The organism is Streptomyces sp. NPDC029044, from assembly GCF_040637495.1.
Classification (GTDB): Bacteria; Actinomycetota; Actinomycetes; order Streptomycetales; family Streptomycetaceae; genus Streptomyces.
In genome coordinates, this window is the sequence record NZ_JBEZWN010000060.1 from 1 (window position 1) to 18712 (window position 18712).

Annotated in this window: 17 protein-coding genes; 8 read left to right on the forward strand and 9 right to left on the reverse strand. The window is 71.7% G+C overall.

What is annotated here, in order from left to right:
- Nucleotides 1-302 precede the first annotated feature (302 nt).
- Both AB0E85_RS32090 and AB0E85_RS32095 read right to left on the reverse strand, forming a co-directional pair.
- Entirely contained in the window at nt 303-1127 is an 825-nt protein-coding gene (locus AB0E85_RS32090) for an oxidoreductase (protein WP_361934645.1), read from the reverse strand.
- 90 nt (nt 1128-1217) lie between these two features.
- Nucleotides 1218-2483, reverse strand: coding sequence for a hypothetical protein (locus AB0E85_RS32095; protein WP_361934648.1), 1266 nt, complete (start codon nt 2481-2483; stop codon nt 1218-1220).
- Nucleotides 2484-2774: 291 nt separating this feature from the next.
- Here AB0E85_RS32095 and AB0E85_RS32100 point away from each other — a divergent pair, with 291 nt between their 5' ends.
- The 6 genes from AB0E85_RS32100 (at nt 2775) to AB0E85_RS32125 (ending at nt 11137) form a co-directional block, all read left to right on the forward strand.
- Nucleotides 2775-5144 carry a SulP family inorganic anion transporter gene (locus tag AB0E85_RS32100; protein WP_361934651.1) on the forward strand — a complete coding sequence of 790 codons (2370 nt, stop codon included), beginning with the start codon at nt 2775-2777 and terminating at the stop codon, nt 5142-5144.
- 578 nt (nt 5145-5722) lie between these two features.
- Complete coding sequence (gene acs, locus AB0E85_RS32105; RefSeq protein ID WP_361934654.1) at nt 5723-7678, forward strand: acetate--CoA ligase; 1956 nt, start codon at nt 5723-5725, stop codon at nt 7676-7678.
- A gap of 168 nt (nt 7679-7846) precedes the next feature.
- Nucleotides 7847-9283 (forward strand): Na+/H+ antiporter NhaA, encoded by a 1437-nt coding sequence (nhaA, locus tag AB0E85_RS32110; protein ID WP_361934655.1) that lies wholly within the window; start codon nt 7847-7849, stop codon nt 9281-9283.
- A 120-nt stretch (nt 9284-9403) separates the two neighbouring features.
- On the forward strand, nt 9404-9892 hold the full coding sequence (locus tag AB0E85_RS32115; protein WP_361934658.1) for a phage holin family protein: 489 nt from the start codon (nt 9404-9406) through the stop codon (nt 9890-9892).
- Nucleotides 9889-10827 (forward strand): alpha/beta hydrolase, encoded by a 939-nt coding sequence (locus AB0E85_RS32120; RefSeq protein WP_361934661.1) that lies wholly within the window; start codon nt 9889-9891, stop codon nt 10825-10827. Before AB0E85_RS32115 ends, AB0E85_RS32120 begins: the two co-directional genes overlap by 4 nt.
- Before the next feature lie 127 nt (nt 10828-10954).
- A complete protein-coding gene (locus AB0E85_RS32125; protein ID WP_102908041.1) occupies nt 10955-11137 on the forward strand; it encodes a hypothetical protein in 183 nt (60 codons plus the stop codon).
- Nucleotides 11138-11202: 65 nt separating this feature from the next.
- Here AB0E85_RS32125 and AB0E85_RS32130 read toward each other — a convergent pair whose 3' ends face one another.
- From AB0E85_RS32130 to nth, 3 genes are all read right to left on the reverse strand, one after another.
- Nucleotides 11203-12402 (reverse strand): MarP family serine protease, encoded by a 1200-nt coding sequence (locus AB0E85_RS32130; protein WP_361934664.1) that lies wholly within the window; start codon nt 12400-12402, stop codon nt 11203-11205.
- A gap of 13 nt (nt 12403-12415) precedes the next feature.
- The gene (locus AB0E85_RS32135) at nt 12416-13111 is read right to left on the reverse strand and encodes a CoA pyrophosphatase (RefSeq protein ID WP_361934667.1); all 696 of its coding nucleotides are present in this window, start codon (nt 13109-13111) and stop codon (nt 12416-12418) included.
- Nucleotides 13112-13259: 148 nt separating this feature from the next.
- Entirely contained in the window at nt 13260-14279 is a 1020-nt protein-coding gene (gene nth, locus AB0E85_RS32140; protein WP_361934670.1) for an endonuclease III, read from the reverse strand.
- 335 nt (nt 14280-14614) lie between these two features.
- Here nth and AB0E85_RS32145 point away from each other — a divergent pair, with 335 nt between their 5' ends.
- The gene (locus AB0E85_RS32145) at nt 14615-15289 is read left to right on the forward strand and encodes a Crp/Fnr family transcriptional regulator (RefSeq protein WP_020129286.1); all 675 of its coding nucleotides are present in this window, start codon (nt 14615-14617) and stop codon (nt 15287-15289) included.
- A 174-nt stretch (nt 15290-15463) separates the two neighbouring features.
- Complete coding sequence (locus AB0E85_RS32150; protein ID WP_361934673.1) at nt 15464-16288, forward strand: nucleotidyltransferase domain-containing protein; 825 nt, start codon at nt 15464-15466, stop codon at nt 16286-16288.
- Nucleotides 16289-16307: 19 nt separating this feature from the next.
- Here the strand turns inward: AB0E85_RS32150 and AB0E85_RS32155 are convergent, their stop codons facing one another.
- From AB0E85_RS32155 to AB0E85_RS32170, 4 genes are all read right to left on the reverse strand, one after another.
- On the reverse strand, nt 16308-17138 hold the full coding sequence (locus AB0E85_RS32155) for an MBL fold metallo-hydrolase (protein ID WP_361934675.1): 831 nt from the start codon (nt 17136-17138) through the stop codon (nt 16308-16310).
- Nucleotides 17135-18004, reverse strand: a complete 870-nt coding sequence (locus tag AB0E85_RS32160; RefSeq protein ID WP_361934677.1) for an NUDIX hydrolase — start codon at nt 18002-18004, stop codon at nt 17135-17137. The genes AB0E85_RS32155 and AB0E85_RS32160 overlap by 4 nt, the downstream gene beginning before the upstream one ends.
- Before the next feature lie 83 nt (nt 18005-18087).
- Nucleotides 18088-18549, reverse strand: a complete 462-nt coding sequence (locus tag AB0E85_RS32165; protein WP_031115991.1) for a RidA family protein — start codon at nt 18547-18549, stop codon at nt 18088-18090.
- Nucleotides 18549-18707: a DUF4177 domain-containing protein gene (locus tag AB0E85_RS32170; RefSeq protein ID WP_097218487.1), complete on the reverse strand. Its 159-nt coding sequence runs from the start codon at nt 18705-18707 to the stop codon at nt 18549-18551. Before AB0E85_RS32170 ends, AB0E85_RS32165 begins: the two co-directional genes overlap by 1 nt.
- Nucleotides 18708-18712 lie beyond the last annotated feature (5 nt).

Consider the following 18712-nt stretch of genomic DNA (forward strand, 5'->3'; position numbering starts at 1 on the left):
AAGTAAAGAAGTGCAGCCTGGACTTCCGCTTGCTCCGGGGCAGGAGTACAAAGGACTCAACGGCCCGCGAGACCAAGGACATCCGAGAGGATCACCTTTTAACGCATTTGGCCCCACGGACCGAGCATGAACACCGGGCACCCACGCGACGTCGACCCGTCGAATACGGGCCAGCCGCACCAGGTCACGGGCGAAGTTCCCGGCCTGATGGGCACATATCGAGGACGCTTGGTAACCCGATGCTCATGCCAGCGGCGGTACGAGAAATCGTACCGCCGCATCATTTTGCCGGCCGGGTGATGTCAGGCCGCTCCGCGCTGGAGCGCCTCGCACACGGCCATCGACTCGCGGGCCCCCAGTTCGACCGCCCTGCCGCAGTGGGCGATCCAGGCGGCGACGCCCTCCGGGGTACCCGAGGCGTACCCGCGTAGGGCTTCCAGGTAGGCGTCGCGTCCCAGCTCGGCGTGGCCGACCTCGGCCGCGCAGACCGACTTCGGGTCCAGGCCGCTGCCGACCAGGACGATGCGTTCGGCGGTGCGGGCGACCAGGCCGTTGTGGGAGGTGAAGGGGCGCAGCGCCAGAAGTTCGCCGTGCACGACGGCGGCCGTGACCAGCGCCGGTGCGGAGCCGCCCGCGATGATCAGGCCGGCCAGTCCGTCCAGCCTGCCGTGCGTCTCGGTGGCGCTCGGCAGCGGCAGTCCGACGAGCGGCTCGTCGACCTGCTCGCCCTCCTTGCGGGGCCGTCCCACCTGGTCGCCCTGGTCCGCGGCCGCCACCAGGTGCAGCCGGGCCAGCACCCGCAGGGGCGACTGCCGCCAGATCGACAGCAGCTGGCCCGCCTCCGCGGTGAGCCGCAGGGCGGCGCCCACGGTGCGGGCCTCGTCGTCGCCGCTGAAGTCGGTACGACGGCGCACCTCCTCCAAGGCCCAGTCCGCGCCGGACAGCGCGGCCGAGCCGCGGGCGCCGCGCAGCGCCGCCTCGGAGGTGATCGCGTTGCTGCGCCGCCGCATGACCCGGTGCCCGTAGACCCGGTCCACGGCCTTGCGTACGGACTCCACGGACTCGGCCACTCCGGGCAGCGCCCCCAGGGCCGCGAGGGGATCGGCGCTCGCGCCTGCTGTACTCATGAGTACGACCCTACGCATCCCTGGGCCCGGCCCCACGGCGGAGTGGCCTTCTTCACGCGCGCGTGCGCCTGACGACGTCACCCCGGAGAGCTACCCCTTGGCCGCGGGAGGCCCGGGGACGCCCTTGGGAGCCGGGGCGGGCCGGTCGGACAGGAAGGACGCCCAGCCCTCCTTGGGCGCCTGGCCGACCTGGAGGGTGCGCAGCTTCTCCAGCGTCTTCGGGTCTTGCGCGTCCAGCCAGTCCACGAGCTGCCGGAACGAGACGCAGCGCACCTCCTCCTTGGTGCACACCGTCTCGATGACCTCCTCGATGGCCCGCATGTAGGTGCCGCCGTTCCAGGACTCGAAGTGGTTGCCGATGATCAGGGGCGCGCGGTTGCCGTTGTAGGCCCGTGAGAAACCCTTGAGCAGGCCGTCGCGCATCTGGTCGCCCCAGAAGTCGTGCATGGCGGGGTTGCCCTGGGTCTTGGTGCCCGACTGGTTGACCATGAAGTTGTAGTCCATGGTGAGCTGCTCGAAGGAGTGGCCGGGGAACGGCACGAGCTGCATGGACACGTCCCACAGCCCCTGCTTCTTCTTCGGCCAGACCTGGTCGTTCACACCGCTGGTGTCATAGCGGAACCCCAGGTCGCGCGCCGCCCTCATGAAGTTGCGCTGGCCTTCGAGGCAGGGCGTGCGGGCGCCGATGAGCTCCTTGTCGTAGTCGAAAGGCAGCGGGGACGCGCCCTTCAGGCCGGTGTTGGTCTTCCAGGTCTTCACGAACTGCTTGGCCTGGGAGATCTCGTCCTTCCAGTCGTCGACCGACCACTCGCCCACCCCCCCGCCGCTGCCGCAGAAGTGGCCGTTGAAGTGGGTGCCGATCTCGTTGCCCTCCAGCCACGCCAGGCGCAGCTGCTTCGCGGTGGCGGCGATACCGCGGCGGTCGTTGAAACCGATGTCGGAGCGCCCCGGGGAGTGCTGCGGCGGCCGGTACCGGTCGCGCTTGTCCTCGGGCAGCATGTACACGCCACTCAGGAAGTACGTCATGGTCGCGTTGTTGTCCTTGGCGACCTTGCGGAAGTGGGAGAACAGCTTCTGGCTGTCCTCGCCCGCGCCGTCCCAGGAGAAGACGACGAACTGCGGGGGCTTCTGGCCGGGCCGCAGGCGTTCGGGGCGGGGCAGGTTCGGCTGGGCGCCGGTGTAGGCGGTGGAGCCGTCGCCGATCAGCCGGACCGCGCTCTTCGGCGCCTGAGCCGGCGTCGGTTTCTGCGAGGCGGGGGCTTCCTGCCGAGGGGTGCCGGTCGCGCAACCGGCGAGCGATGCGGCGCAGACCGCGGCGATCACGGAACTCGCGGCGATCCTGTGGGTGGCGGCCATGTTCCGCCCACCTTCTTCCTTCTCTCGGGTGCGGACAGCGCCGCCAAATTCGCACGAGATCGAGAAGGAATTAGTACGACAAGCCGATCAAATAGCCACTTCACTCTTCGGAGTGATCTATTCGCCCATTTGCCCGTAAAGTCTATGCTCGTCCTTTACTCTGCATTACGATCCGTTTACCGAGCGTTGATTCATCCCGCCGATATACGCCGTGACCGCCGCGACCGAACCCCGCCCCGAGCGGGGCCCCACAGTTACGCGACCGCGCAGCCCCGGAGGAGACGGGAAGCCATGTCAGCCTGCGTCCCCACACGCGCCACCGACCCGAACCGCACCGAACGCACCCACCCGCCCCACAGCCCGCCACCGGCCGGGCCCCGCCGATTCCGGATCGCGGGTGCCGACGTGTCGGCCTCGATCGCGGTCTTCCTGATCGCCCTGCCCCTGTCCCTGGGCATCGCCCTCGCCACCGGTGCCCCCCTCCAGGCCGGCCTCGTCGCCGCGGCCGTGGGCGGACTGGTCGCCGGGCGGCTCGGCGGCTCTGCGCTCCAGGTGAGCGGACCGGCCGCCGGACTCACCGTCGTCACCGCCGACCTCATCCAGCGCTACGGCTGGCGGACGACCTGTGCCATCACCGTCCTCGCCGGCCTCGCCCAACTGGGCCTGGGCTGCCTGCGCGTGGCCCGTGGCGCTCTCGCCGTCAGCCCCGCCATCGTGCACGGCATGCTCGCCGGGATCGGCGTCACCATCGCCGTCGCCCAGCTGCACATCGTCCTCGGCGGCACACCGCAGAGTTCCGTGCCGGACAACCTCCGCGCGCTGCCCGCACAGCTGGCGGACATGCGGCCGGCGTCGGTGTCCGTGAGCGTGCTGACCCTGGCGCTGCTGCTGCTCTGGCCGAGACTGCCCGGCCGGGCCGGACTCCTGCTGCGCAAGGTGCCTGCCGCGCTCGTCGCCGTCGCCGGAGCCACCGCGGCCGCCGCCCTCGCCGGGCTCCGCCTGCCCAAGGTCGACCTGCCGTCCTGGAGCAACCACGCCCTGGCCGGACTGCCCGAGGGGCCCGTGCTCGGCCTGGTCGCCGCCGTGCTCACCACCACGCTGGTGTGCAGCGTGCAGTCACTGCTCGGCGCCGTCGCCGTGGACAAGCTGGTGGCCGCCCGCCCGGGGCTGACCGCCCGGGTCGGGCGCTCCCGCCTCGACCGGGAACTGCTCGGGCAGGGCGCCGCCAACATCGTCTCCGGCTCGCTCGGCGGACTGCCCATCGCCGGCGTGGCCGTGCGGAGTTCGGCGAATGTGCACGCGGGTGCCGTCAGCCGGAACTCCACGATGCTGCACGGCGTTCTCGTAGTGATCGCCGCGCTGCTGATGGTCCCGATCCTGGAGCTCATCCCGCTCGCCTCGCTCGCCGCCCTGGTGATGGCCGTCGGCATCCAGATGGTCTCCCTGAACCACATCCGCACGGTGACCCGCCACCGGGAAGTCTGGGTCTACGCCGTCACCACCCTCGGCGTGGTCTCCCTCGGCGTCCTGGAGGGCGTGGCGCTCGGCATCGCGATGGCCGTCGGCGTCGCCCTGCACCGCCTCACCCGCACCCGTATCACGCACGAGGAGAGGGAAGGAGTCCACCACGTACACGTCAGAGGGCAGTTGACATTCCTCGCGGTGCCAAGGCTCAGCCGGACCCTGCACCTCGTGCCCCACGGTGCCGACACCGTCGTCGAGCTGGACGGGTCGTTCATGGACCACGCGGCGTACGAGACGTTGCAGGACTGGCAGAAGACGCACACCGCGCAGGGCGGCACCGTCGAGATCACAGGGCGGCATCCCGGCACCCGCATCTCCGAGCCCCAGTCCGGCACCGACTGCCGTTGCCGGCCCTGGACGCCCTGGCGCAACCACCAGTGCGACGGCCCTCAATCCGTACCCCAGCCTGAGAAGAACCCGGACGGGTCGGACCGCTCCGAGCCGGACCCCACTGGCACCGGGGGGGCCAGCGGACACGAACTGGCGCGTGGCATCAGCGCGTTCCAGCGCAACACCGCGCCCTTGGTGCGCAGCGAGCTGGCCCGGCTGGCACGTGAGGGGCAGCGGCCCTCGCAGCTCTTCCTGACCTGCGCCGACTCCCGGCTGGTCACGTCGATGATCACCTCAAGTGGCCCGGGCGACCTGTTCGTCGTGCGCAACGTCGGCAACCTCGTGCCACGCCCGGGCGAGGAGAGCGGCGACGACTCGGTGGCCGCAGCCATCGAGTACGCCGTGGACGTGCTCCGGGTGCGGTCCATCACGGTGTGCGGGCACTCGGGCTGCGGTGCCATGCAGGCGCTGTTCGACTCCGAGCCCGGTGGCGCCCGGACCCCGCTGAAGCGGTGGCTGCGGCACGGGCTGCCGAGCCTGGAGCGCATGGCCGACGCGAGCCTGCCCTGGGGCAAGCTGGCCGGGCGCCACCCCGAGGACGCGGTCGAGCAGCTCTGCCTGACGAACGTCGTCCAGCAGTTGGAGCACCTGCGCGCCCACGACTCGGTCGCCCGGGCCCTCGACGAGGGCACCCTGGAGCTGCACGGGATGTACTTCGACGTGGGCGAGGCCGAGGCGTATCTGCTCACCGAGACGGATGCCGGTGGGGTCTTCGACCGGGTAAGGGAGTCGGACTTGACGGCGTGAGCCGGGCGCCGGGTCCGCGTGTGCGATGGCTCGGCACGGGTGGGGTGTGTGCTCCCGGTCGAGCCGGGGGCACACACCCGGCGGCCCGTCGCAGCGGACCGACGCAGCGGACCGTCCCGGCAGGCTTCCGGGCCCCGGCTTCACCCCCGGGGCGCCCGGGCAGGTGTCAGGCCCCCGCCTCGTACGACGGCCCCCAGCGGGCCGCGACCGTCCGCCCAACCCCAGCGCCGTCACAGAGCTGTCGACCGCCGCGCGCGGAGCGCCCTCACCGAACCTTCGACCGCCGCCCGCGGAGCGGCCCCCCGGGCCGGCTGTCGCCCGATCACCCCGCCGTACCGACCACCGGCCACCTGCCCCGAAGACGCCACGGCTCCCGCGACCCACCCGAGCTTCGGGTGGCGGGCAGCACACGCCGTGAACTTTCCCTGGTCGGCGTCCGTGGGTACGGATGACCCCGGTCCCCGACAGCACCGCCCGACAGGTCTAAACCAATCGGCGGTCGGCCCTTGTCATCGCACCCTCGGGTCTGATGAGCTGTGGCCTGGGACACAACGGACACCCTGGGAAAGGCAGATGCCGTGAGCAACGAGAGCCTGGCCAACCTGCTCAAGGAAGAGCGCAGGTTCGCACCCCCCGCCGACCTGGCCGCGAACGCCAACGTCACGGCGGAGGCGTATGAGCAGGCCAAGGCTGACAGGCTCGGCTTCTGGGCCGAGCAGGCCCGTCGGCTGACCTGGGCCAAGGAGCCCACCGAGACGCTCGACTGGTCGAATCCGCCGTTCGCCAAGTGGTTCAAGGACGGCGAGCTCAACGTCGCCTACAACTGCGTCGACCGCCATGTGGAGGCCGGACACGGCGACCGGGTCGCCATCCACTTCGAGGGCGAGCCCGGCGACAGTCGCGCCATCACCTACGCCGAGCTCAAGGACGAGGTCTCCAAGGCCGCCAACGCCCTGCTGGAGCTGGGCGTGCAGGCGGGCGACCGGGTCGCCGTCTACATGCCGATGATCCCCGAGACCGCGATCGCGATGCTGGCCTGCGCCCGGATCGGCGCCGCCCACTCGGTCGTCTTCGGCGGCTTCTCCTCGGACGCGCTCGCCACCCGCATCCAGGACGCCGACGCGCGCGTGATCATCACCTCCGACGGCGGCTACCGGCGCGGCAAGCCGTCCGCTCTCAAGCCGGCCGTGGACGAGGCCGTCGAGAAGGCGGGCATCGTCGAGCACGTCCTGGTCGTGCGCCGCACGGGCCAGGAGGTCGCCTTCGCCGAGGGCCGCGACGTGTGGTGGCACGACCTGGTCGGACGGCAGAGCACCGAGCACACCCCGCAGGCCTTCGACGCCGAGCACCCGCTGTTCATCCTCTACACCTCGGGCACCACGGGTAAGCCGAAGGGCATCCTGCACACCTCCGGCGGCTACCTCACGCAGACCGCCTACACGCACCACGCCGTCTTCGACCTCAAGCCGGAGACGGACGTCTACTGGTGCACCGCCGACGTCGGCTGGGTGACCGGCCACTCGTACATCGTCTACGGCCCGCTGGCGAACGGCGCCACGCAGGTCATGTACGAGGGCACGCCCGACACCCCGCACCAGGGCCGCTTCTGGGAGATCGTGCAGAAGTACGGCGTGACGATCCTCTACACCGCGCCGACCGCGATCCGCACGTTCATGAAGTGGGGCGACGACATCCCCGCCAAGTTCGACCTGTCCAGCCTGCGGGTGCTGGGCTCGGTGGGCGAGCCGATCAACCCCGAGGCGTGGGTCTGGTACCGCAAGAACATCGGCGGCGACCGCACCCCGGTCGTCGACACCTGGTGGCAGACCGAGACCGGCTCGATGATGATCACCCCGCTGCCCGGCGTGACCGCCACCAAGCCCGGCTCCGCGCAGACGCCGCTGCCCGGCATCTCCGCCACCGTCGTCGACGATGAGGCCAACGAGGTGCCGAACGGCGGTGGCGGCTACCTGGTGCTGACCGAGCCGTGGCCGTCGATGCTGCGCACCATCTGGGGCGACGACCAGCGCTTCATCGACACCTACTGGTCGCGCTTCGAGGGCAAGTACTTCGCCGGTGACGGCGCCAAGAAGGACGACGACGGCGACATCTGGCTGCTCGGCCGGGTCGACGACGTCATGCTCGTCTCCGGGCACAACATCTCCACCACCGAGGTGGAGTCCGCGCTCGTCTCCCACCCCTCGGTCGCCGAGGCGGCCGTGGTCGGCGCCGCGGACGAGACGACCGGGCAGGCGATCGTCGCCTTCGTGATCCTGCGCGGTACGGCCGCCGAGACCGAGGACCTGGTCGCCGAGCTGCGCACGCACGTCGGCAACACCCTCGGCCCGATCGCCAAGCCCAAGCGGGTCCTGCCGGTGGCGGAGCTGCCCAAGACCCGCTCCGGCAAGATCATGCGCCGGCTGCTGCGGGACGTCGCCGAGAACCGCCAGCTGGGGGACGTCACCACGCTGACCGACTCCACGGTCATGGACCTCATCCAGGCCAAGCTGCCCGCGGCGCCCAGCGAGGACTGATCGCGGCACCGGCATGACGCAAGCGACCGAGGGCACCCGATCATCGGGTGCCCTCGGATGCGCCCTGCCGTACGTTTACCTAAACTAAGCAAAACAAGTAATCCATGGTGCGCCGGGAAGTCTGGTCGGCAGGTGTTCCGCCCTGCCCATCGACCGGAGGTTTCCCCCGTGACCGCGCCCCGCCCCACCACCCCCCGCAAGGTCCTCGGCCGGCTGTCGCTGCCGGAGCGGACCTATGTGGCCGACGCACTGCGCACCGAGACCGTCGGCGGAGTGCTGCTGCTCGCCGCCGCGGTCACGGCGCTGCTCTGGGCGAACATCCCCGCGCTGCACGACAGCTACGAGAGCGTCTCCCACTTCCACATCGGACCCGCCGCCCTCGGCCTCGACCTGTCCGTCGCGCACTGGGCCGCCGACGGACTGCTGGCGATCTTCTTCTTCGTCGCCGGGATCGAACTCAAGCGGGAACTCGTGGCGGGTGATCTGCGTGACCCGAAGGCCGCCGCGCTGCCCGTCGTCGCCGCCCTGTGCGGCATGGCCGTACCGGCGCTCGTCTACACCGTCACCGCCGTCGCCGGCGGCGGCTCCCTGGACGGCTGGGCCGTGCCGACCGCGACCGACATCGCCTTCGCGCTCGCCGTGCTCGCCGTCATCGGCACCTCCCTGCCGAGTGCGCTGCGGGCCTTCCTGCTCACACTCGCCGTCGTCGACGACCTCTTCGCGATCCTGATCATCGCCGTCTTCTTCACCGCCGACCTGAACTTCGCCGCGCTCGGCGGCTCCGTCGCCGGGCTGCTGCTCTTCTGGCTGCTGCTGCGCGCGGGCGTACGCGGCTGGTACGTGTACGTGCCGCTCGCCCTGGTCGTCTGGGCGCTGATGTACAACAGCGGCGTCCACGCCACCGTCGCCGGTGTCGCCATGGGCCTGATGCTGCGCTGCCACCGCCGCGAGGGGGAGGACCGCTCCCCCGGCGAGCGCATCGAGCACCTCGTGCGGCCGCTGTCGGCGGGGCTGGCGGTGCCGCTGTTCGCGTTGTTCAGCGCGGGTGTCGTGGTGTCCGGCGGGGCGCTCGCCGACGTTTTCACCAAGCCGGAGACCCTCGGCGTCGTCCTCGGGCTCGTCGTCGGCAAGGCGGTCGGCATCTTCGGCGGGACGTGGCTGACGGCCCGCTTCACCCGCGCCTCGCTCAGCGACGACCTCGCCTGGGCGGACGTGTTCGCGGTGGCGAGTCTCGCCGGCATCGGCTTCACCGTGTCGCTGCTCATCGGCGAACTCGCCTTCGCCGACGACCAGGCGATGACCGACCAGGTCAAGGCGGCCGTCCTGCTGGGCTCGCTGATCGCCGCGACACTCGCGACCGTTCTGCTGAAGATCCGCAACGCCAAGTACCGTCGCCTGTGGGCGGACGAGGAGCGCGACGAGGACGCCGACGGCGTCCCGGACGTCTACGAGGAGGACGATCCCGCCTACCACTTGCGACTCGCCGCCCTCTACGAGCGCAAGGCCGCCGAGCACCGCCGGATCGCCCGGGAGAAGGCAGCCGCGCGCCACGGGCTTGCCGAAGTACCGGGCGGGGCAGGCGAGGACCACCACCGTCCGGCATGATCTGACGAGACGGTACAAAAGACGGGACCGTACGCAGTCGGACCGTGCCCGGCCGGACGACTGCGGCGGGTCAGGAACAAGACGCGGACAACGGACCGTACGCAGAAGAGGGAGACCGCGATGAGCGCACCCGACGGCAGCCCGGTCGGCGCCGAACGCAGCATCGGCCAGCTGTTCGCCTCGGCGACAGCGGAAATGTCGGCGCTGGTGCACGACGAGATCGCGCTGGCCAAGGCGCAGCTCAGGCAGGACGTGAAGCGGGGCGCGACCAGCGGCGGCGCCTTCTCGGCGGCCGGCGCGGTGCTGATCTTCTCCCTGCCGATGCTGAACTTCGCGCTGGCGTACGGCATCCGCACGTGGAGCGACTGGAACCTCGCGGTCTGCTTCCTGCTGTCGTTCGCGGCGAACGTGCTGGTCGCCGGGGTGCTCGCGCTGATCGGCGTGACCTTCGCGAAGAAGGCCAAGAAGAGCAAGGGCCCGCAGAAGGTCGCCGCGTCGATGAAGGAGAGCGCGGTCGTGCTCCAGAAGGCCAAGCCGCATCCGCGCCCGGAGCTCGCGCAGGACCGGGTCCCCGAGGCCATCGAGGCTGTGGCACGCTCGTCCTCATGACGGACCCCGACACATCCCCGGCAGCACCGGCACCGGCCGTCCTGCTCGACGGCCCCTGGAGCCACCGCGATGTCGCCGCCAACGGCGCCCGCTTCCACATCGCCGAGCTGGGCGACGGGCCTCTGGTGCTGCTGCTGCACGGCTTCCCGCAGTTCTGGTGGACGTGGCGGCACCAGCTGGTGGCGCTCGCCGACGCGGGTTTCCGGGCCGTCGCCATGGACCTGCGGGGTGTCGGCGGCAGCGACCGCACCCCGCGCGGCTACGACCCCGCCAATCTCGCGCTCGACGTCACCGGCGTCATCCGCTCCCTCGGCGAGCCGGATGCCGCGCTGGTCGGCCACGACCTGGGCGGATACCTCGCGTGGACGGCGGCGGCGATGCGCCCCAAGCTGGTGCGGCGGCTGGCGGTCTCGTCCATGCCGCACCCGCGGCGCTGGCGCTCGGCCATGCTGAGAGACGTCAAGCAGAGCCGCGCCGGTTCACACATCTGGGGGTTCCAGCGGCCGTGGATCCCGGAGCGTCAGCTCACCGCCGACGACGGGGCGCTCGTGGCGGAGCTGATCCAGGGGTGGTCCGGGCCGCGCCCGCCCGAGGACGAGGCGCTTCAGACGTACCGCCGCGCCATGTGCATCCCCTCCGCGGCGCACTGCGCGGTCGAGCCGTACCGCTGGATGGTGCGCTCGCTGGCCCGCCCGGACGGCATCCAGTTCAACCGGCGGATGAAGCGGCCCGTCCGCGTACCGACCCTCCATCTGCACGGCTCGCTCGACCCCGTGATGCGCACGCGCAGCGCGGCCGGGTCCGGCGAGTACGTCGAAGCCCCCTACCGCTGGCGCCTGTTCGACGGTCTCGGGCACTTCCCGCACGAGGAGGACCCGGTCGCGTTCTCCTCGGAACTCATCAACTGGCTACGGGATCCCGAACCCGACCGGTGACCGTCCGGCCCCGCCCGGTACCGGCACGTGAACGCTTGTGCTACGAACGGCCAATTGCCCGGCGCATAGGCCAATTGGACGCTCCGGGCGCGGTTATCGACCATGGGGCGGGGGCACACGTCGGGGTATGGGCTGGACGCACGACTACAGTGACGCAACCCGCAATCGCCGCTCGGCGAGCGGTACGAACCCCCACCGGCGAAGCGGCGCACCGCAGATGGTGACCGCGGATCCCCGGGTGGGGATCCCGCGCATCCTCCGCCGCCGGGCCCGCTGGGTCTCCGTACGTCTGCGCCACACACGCGACTGAGGCGTCACTCGCGCGAGTGACGCCCCGACACCTGCCACGCCGACACCTGCCGCTCAGCACCGCGCCTAGAGCGCGCAGCTGTCGCTGCCCACCTGCTGGTTGGCGGTGCGGCCCTTGGTGATGTCGTCCTGGATCTCGTCCACGGTCAGCGCGTACCCGGTCCTGGCGTCGTCGAGGGACTTGGCGAACACCACGCCGTAGACCTTGCCGTCGGGGGTGAGCAGCGGGCCGCCGGAGTTGCCCTGGCGGACGGTCGCGAACAGGGAGTAGACGTCGCGGCGGACCGTGCCGCGGTGGTAGATGTCCGGGCCGTTGGCCGAGATGCGGCCCCGCACGCGTGCGGCCCGCACGTCGTACGCCCCGTTCTCCGGGAAGCCGGCGACGATCGCGCCGTCGCCGCTGCTCGCGTCCTTCTCCGTGAACCGCAGTGCCGGCGCCTTGAGATTCGGCACGTCGAGCACGGCGATGTCGCGCCGCCAGTCGTAGAGCACGACCTTGGCGTCGTACTTCCTGCCCTCGCCGCCTATCTGCACGGTCGGCTCGTCGACTCCGCCCACCACGTGCGCGTTGGTCATGACGCGGCGGTCGGAGAAGACGAAGCCGGTGCCCTCCAGAACCTTGCCGCAGCTCGGGGCCGTGCCCATGACCTTGACGATGGAGCGCTGGGCGCGGGTCGCCACCGGGCTGTTCGCCAGGGCCGGGTCGGGCGGCTGGACGTCGGTGATCGGCTCGTTCGCGAACGGGCTGAAGACCTGCGGGAAGCCGTTCTGCGCGAGGACGGAGGAGAAGTCCGCGAACCAGGTGGCCGCTTGGTCCGGCAGGGCCTGCGAGACGCCCAGCAGCACCTTGGAGTTGCGGACCTCCTTGCCGAGGGTGGGCAGCGTCGTGCCCGCGAGGGCCGAGCCGATCAGCCAGGCGACCAGGAGCATCGCCATGACGTTGACGAGGGCGCCGCCGGTGGCGTCCAGGGCCCGGGCCGGGGACCAGGTGATGTGCCGGCGCAGCTTGTTGCCGAGGTGGGTGGTGAGGGCCTGGCCGACGGAGGCGCAGACGATGACGACGACGACCGCGACGACGGCGGCGGTCGTGTTCACCTCCGCGTTGTCCGTCAGCGCGTCCCAGATGACGGGCAGCACGTAGACCGCGACGAGGCCGCCGCCCAGGAAGCCGATCACCGACAGGATGCCGACGACGAACCCCTGGCGGTACCCCACGACCGCGAACCACACGGCGGCGACCAGCAACAAGATGTCCAGCACGTTCACGGAGGCCACCCTGTCATGCGCGCCAGTCGAGCGGGACCTGCTTCTCGCGGTCCCAGGGCCGCTCCCAGCCCGCGAAGTGCAGCAGCCGGTCGATGATTCCGGCCGTGAAACCCCAGACAAGGGCTGATTCGACCAGAAATGCCGGACCTCGGTGGCCGCTGGGGTGGACGGTGGTCGCCCGGTTGGCGGGATCCGTGAGATCCACCACGGGGACGGTGAAGACCCTGGCGGTCTCGTTGGGATCGACGACCCCGACCGGGCTCGGCTCCCGCCACCAGCCCAGCACGGGTGTGACGACGAAACCGCTGACCGGGATGTAGAGCCGGGGCAGGGCGCCGAACAGCTGGACGCCGGAGGGATCGAGGCCGGTCTCCTCCTCAGCCTCGCGCAGGGCGGCCCGCAGCGGACCGTCACCGGACGGGTCGCCGTCCTCCGGGTCGAGGGCGCCGCCCGGGAAGGAGGGCTGCCCGGCGTGCGAGCGCAGGGAGCTCGCACGCTCCATGAGCAGCAGCTCCGGCCCGCGCGTGCCCTCACCGAACAGGACCAGGACGGCGGACTGCCTCCCGGCGCCGTCCTCCGGCGGCAGGAAGCGGCTCAGCTGCGTCGGCCGAACGGTCTCCACGGCGTGCACCACCGGGTCCAGCCAGCCGGGCAGCCCGTCCTTGCTCAGCACCACCGGGCCGTCCTGTGTGTCGCTCGCGCGCGTCATCGCCACCCCCGTCGTCCTGCCGCATCCAACGCGCGGCGGCCCCGAGATCGTTCCGCGAGCGCCCGCGATCCCCTGAACGGGCGGCGCGTCAGGCTCTCAGGGGGGCGCGTCGGGCCGCTCGGGCGGCGGACCGCATGTTTCGCGCGGCTCATCCGGCCCCCAGCGGCGGCGCCGGTGTGCCGCCCGCGTCCAGGTAGGCCTGCGGCGGCTTCAGACGCTGGCCGGGGAAGCCGCCCTTCTCGTACTTGAGGAGCTTCTTCGCCTTCTCCGGGTCGGTCTCGCCCTCGCCGTACGCCGGGCAGAGCGGGGCGATCGGGCAGGCGCCGCACGCGGGCTTGCGGGCGTGGCAGATGCGGCGGCCGTGCCAGATCACGTGGTGCGAGAGGTCCGTCCAGTCGCTCTTCGGGAAGAGCGCGCCGATCGCGGCCTCGATCTTGTCCGGGTCGGTCTCGGCGGTCCACCGCCAGCGGCGCACCAGGCGCTGGAAGTGCGTGTCCACGGTGATGCCGGGGCGCCCGAAGGCGTTGCCCAGTACGACGAACGCGGTCTTGCGGCCGACACCGGGCAGCTTGACCAGGTCCTCGAGGCGGCCGGGCACCTCGCCGCCGAAATCCTCGACCAGGGCCTTCGACAGGCCTATGACCGACTTCGTCTTGGCCCGGAAGAACCCGCACGGGCGGAGGATCTCCTCCACCTCCTCGGGGTTGGCGGCGGCCAGGTCCTCCGGGGTCGGGTACTTCGCGAAGAGGGAGGGTGTCGTCTGGTTGACGCGCAGGTCGGTCGTCTGGGCGGACAGGACCGTGGCGACGACCAGTTGGAAGGGGTTCTCGAAGTCCAGCTCGGGGTGCGCGTACGGGAAGACCTCGGCGAGCTCGCGGTTGATGCGGCGGGCCCGGCGGACCAGGGCGGTGGGCGACTCGTCGCCCGGCGGGTGGACGACGGTCTTGGCGGGGGCGGTGCCCTTGAGGCGGGCGGTGGCCTTCTTGGGCGCGACCGCGACCTTCTTGGCCGCGGGCGCCTTCTTCACGGCAGCGCCGCCCTTGGCGGCCTTCTTGGCAACGGACGCCTTCGAGCCACCCGCCTTCGAGCCACTCGCCTTCGAAGCACCCGCCTTGGAGGCAGACTTCTTCGCGGACGCCGCCTTCTTCGCGGACGCCGCCTTCTTCACCGGCTCCGTCTTGTTCTGTTTCGCCGTTTTCCTACCGCCATCGGGGCTCTGTTCGCCCACAGCGGAATCGCGACGTACAACCACCCGCGCAGCCCCCTCGGCCTGTGCTCTCACCGGCGATTTGGACACCCGGCCAGCCTAAGGCCCGGCACCGACATCCGCCCCGGCCCCTGAAGATCGGCGCCCAATTGGACCCCTGCCGCGTACCCCGGGACACGTGTGCGGCATCCTTGTGACAGATCACACTGTTTGGACCGCCCGACAAAATGGGCACCACGGTCCCTCGGTACACGGGGGAGCAAGATCCCCTGAGCAGGTCGACAAGGAGAGAACTCGTGGACGACGTTCTGCGGCGCAATCCGCTCTTCGCGGCGCTCGATGACGAGCAGGCCGCGGAGCTCCGCGCCTCCATGAGTGAGGTGACCCTCGCCCGCGGTGACTCGCTGTTCCATGAGGGCGACCCCGGAGACCGCCTGTACGTGGTCACGGAGGGCAAGGTGAAGCTCCACCGCACGTCCCCCGACGGCCGCGAGAACATGCTGGCCGTGGTCGGCCCCAGCGAGCTCATCGGCGAGCTGTCGCTGTTCGACCCGGGCCCGCGCACCGCGACCGCCACGGCACTGACCGAGGTCAAGCTGCTCGGCCTCGGCCACGGCGACCTCCAGCCCTGGCTGAATGCCCGCCCGGAGGTGGCCACGGCGCTCCTGCGCGCCGTCGCGCGCCGGCTGCGCAAGACCAACGACGCGATGTCCGACCTCGTCTTCTCGGACGTCCCGGGCCGCGTCGCCCGCGCCCTGCTCGACCTGTCGCGCCGGTTCGGCGTGCAGTCCGAGGAGGGCATCCACGTCGTGCACGACCTGACGCAGGAAGAGCTGGCCCAGCTGGTCGGCGCGTCCCGCGAGACGGTCAACAAGGCCCTCGCGGACTTCGCCCAGCGCGGCTGGCTGCGCCTGGAGGCCCGCGCGGTGATCCTCCTGGACGTGGAACGCCTCGCCAAGCGCTCACGCTGACCGCACAGCCGACCGCACACCCGGCCGCACGTCATCGGGCCCCGTCTCCCCACGAGACGGGGCCCGACGTCGTCATGGGTGCCGTCGAGAAAGCCGTCGAGGAAGTCGTCAAGGAAGTGGTCAAGGAACCGGAAAACGCGCCCCCGGCGGCCCTGCGCGCGGCACTGTGACCGCATGACCGGTGACGCCGTCCGCCGCCGCCCCGGGCTCGACGCAGGGGGCTTCCTCATCCGGGAGGGCTCCCTCGCGCGCGTCCCCCCGGCCTTCCGTCCGGTGGTCACCGCGACCCGCGACCGGCTGACCGGCGTGTTCGGGCACCGGCTGCACAGCGCGTACCTCTACGGGTCGATACCGCGCGGCACCGCGCGCGTGGGCCGCAGCGACCTCGACCTGCTGCTCGCCCTGCACCAGGAGCCGACCGGGGCGGACCGGGAGGACGCCCGGGCATTCGGCGCGGCCCTGGACGAGGAGTTCGGGCAGATCGACGGACACGGCACCCTGCTGTTCAGCCGGGCGCGGCTGCTGAGCGACCTGGAGAGGTACGACCTGGGGTGGTTCGTCGCCTGCCTGTGCACACCGCTGCTGGGCGAGGACCTGGCCACGTACCTGCCGCGCTACCGCCCCGACTCGCTGCTGGCCCGTGAGACCAACGGCGACCTGGCCGTCCTCCTGCCGCGCTGGCGCCGGCGGATCGCCGAGGCGGACGACACGGAAGAGGCGCGCCGGCCCCTGGTGCGCTTCATGTCCCGGCACCTGGTCCGGACGGGCTTCACGCTCGTCATGCCCCGCTGGCACGGCTGGACCAGCGACCTGCACGAGATGGCCGAGGCCTTCGCCGGGTTCTACCCCGAGCGTGGTGAGCAGATGCGGGCCGCGGCCGTCCTGGGGCGGGAGCCGGCCGGGGACGCCACCGTGCTCGCGGCGTACGTCGGCGATCTCGGACCCTGGCTCGCCGGGGAGTACGCGCGCGTGCACGGCGTCAAAGCGCCGCGTCCCTGAGGCACGGGCTACGAGGGCCCTAGATGAGCCCGTGCTCCTCCAGATAGTCCATCTGCGCCCGAACCGAGAGCTCCGCGGCCGGCCACAGGGAGCGGTCCACGTCCGCGTAGACGTGGGCCACGACCATGGGCGGGGTGCGGTAGCCGTCCTCCACGGCCGTCTCGACCTGGGCGAGGCGGGTGGCGCGGTGGGCGAGGTAGTACTCGACGGCGCCCTGGGCGTCGTCCAGGACGGGGCCGTGGCCCGGCAGGACCGTGTGGACGCCGTCGTCGACCGTGAGGGAGCGCAGGCGGCGCAGGGAGTCCAGGTAGTCGCCGAGACGTCCGTCGGGGTGGGCCACGACCGTCGTGCCGCGGCCGAGGACCGTGTCGCCGGTGAGGACCGCCCGGTCGGCCGGGAGGTGGAAGCAGAGGGAGTCGGAGGTGTGGCCGGGGGTCGGTACGACGCGCAGTTCCAGCCCGCCGGTGGTGATGACGTCTCCGGCGGCCAGGCCCTCCTCGCCCAGCCGCAGTGCCGGGTCGAGGGCACGCACGCGCGTGCCGGTCAGTTCGGCGAACCGGGCGGCGCCCTCCGCGTGGTCGGGGTGGCCGTGGGTGAGCAGGGTCAGGGCGACGCGCTTGCCGGCCTGCTCGGCCGTGGCGACGACCTGCCGCAGGTGTCCGTCGTCCAGCGGACCCGGGTCTACCACCACGGCCAGGTCCGAGCCGGGCTCGGAGAGGATCCAGGTGTTCGTGCCGTCGAGGGTCATCGCCGACGCGTTGGGGGCCAGGACGTTCACGGCCCGCGCGGTGGCGGGCCCCGAGAGGACCCCGCCGCGGGGCTGGCCGGGAAGGGCGGCTGCGTCCGTCATGCGGTGGCTCCACCGGTTGCGATGTGCTTGGTGAACTCGTCGTGGCCCGGCCAGGAGAGCACGATCTCCCCGTCCACCAGGCGGGCGGTGGCCAGCACGGGCGTGAGGTCACGCCCCGGGGCCGCTTCGAGTGCCCCGGCGGCCGTCCCGTACGCCGTCAGCTGGCGCAGGGTCGCGATGGTCGGCGGCATCATCAGCAGCTCACCCTTGTCGTACCCGGCCGCCGCCTCGCTCGGGGCGATCCACACCGTGCGGTCGGCCTCCGTGGAGGCGTTCCGGGTGCGCTGCCCCTCGGGGAGCGCGGCGACGAAGAACCAGGTGTCGTAGCGGCGGGACTCGAACTCCGGGGTGATCCAGCGGGTCCAGGCACCGAGCAGGTCGGAGCGCAGGACCAGGCCGCGGCGGTCCAGGAACTCCGCGAAGGACAGGTCCCGGGCGACCAGGGCGGCCCGGTCGGCCTCCCAGTCGGCGCCCGTGGTGTCACCGACGACCGAGTCGGCGGCCGGCCCGGCGAGCAGCACGCCCGCCTCCTCGTACGTCTCGCGTACGGCCGCGCAGACGATCGCCTGGGCCGCCGTCTCGTCGACGCCCAGCCGGTCCGCCCACCACGCGCGCGTGGGGCCCGCCCAGCGGACGTGGTGGTCGTCGTCGCGCGGATCGACACCGCCGCCGGGATACGCGTACGCGCCTCCGGCGAAGGCCATGGATGCGCGTCTGCGCAGCATGTGGACGGCCGTGCCGCTGCCGGTGTCCTTCAGGAGCATGACGGTGGCCGCGCGCTTCGGGGTCACCGGGGTGAGGGTGCCGGCCGCGAGGGCGCGGATGCGGTCCGGCCACTCCGGGGGGTACCACTGACCGTTCGCCATGGGCGCGAGGCTATCCCGTGACGGGCGGATGTTCGAGTGGCCCCCGGGGACGGATCCCGCAGATGGGGCCACCGAAGAGGGTGCTAGGCGAGCTCCACCTGGATCTCGACCTCGACCGGCGCGTCCAGCGGCAGGACCGCCACGCCGACCGCGCTGCGGGCGTGCACGCCCTTGTCGCCGAGGACCTCGCCGAGCAGCTCACTCGCGCCGTTCAGCACCGCGGGCTGGCCCGTGAAGTCCGAGGCAGAGGCCACGAAGCCGACGACCTTCACCACGCGCGCGATGCGGTCCAGGTCACCGGCGACGGATTTGACGGCGGCCAGGGCGTTCAGCGCACACGTGCGGGCCAGCTCCTTGGCCTCCTCCGGGGTGACCTCGGCGCCGACCTTGCCGGTGACCGGAAGCTTGCCGTCCACCATCGGGAGCTGCCCGGCGGTGTAGACGTACGGCCCGGACTGCACGGCCGGCTGGTACGCGGCGAGCGGCGGGACCACGTCGGGCAGGCTCAGGCCGAGCTCGGCCAGCTTCGCCTCGACGGCGCCCACTACTGCTTCTCCCGCTTCAGGTAGGCGACGAGCTGCTCGGGGTTGTTCGGCCCGGGCACGACCTGGACGAGCTCCCAGCCGTCCTCGCCCCAGGTGTCCAGAATCTGCTTCGTGGCGTGGACGAGCAGCGGCACGGTTGAGTATTCCCACTTGGTCATGCGGC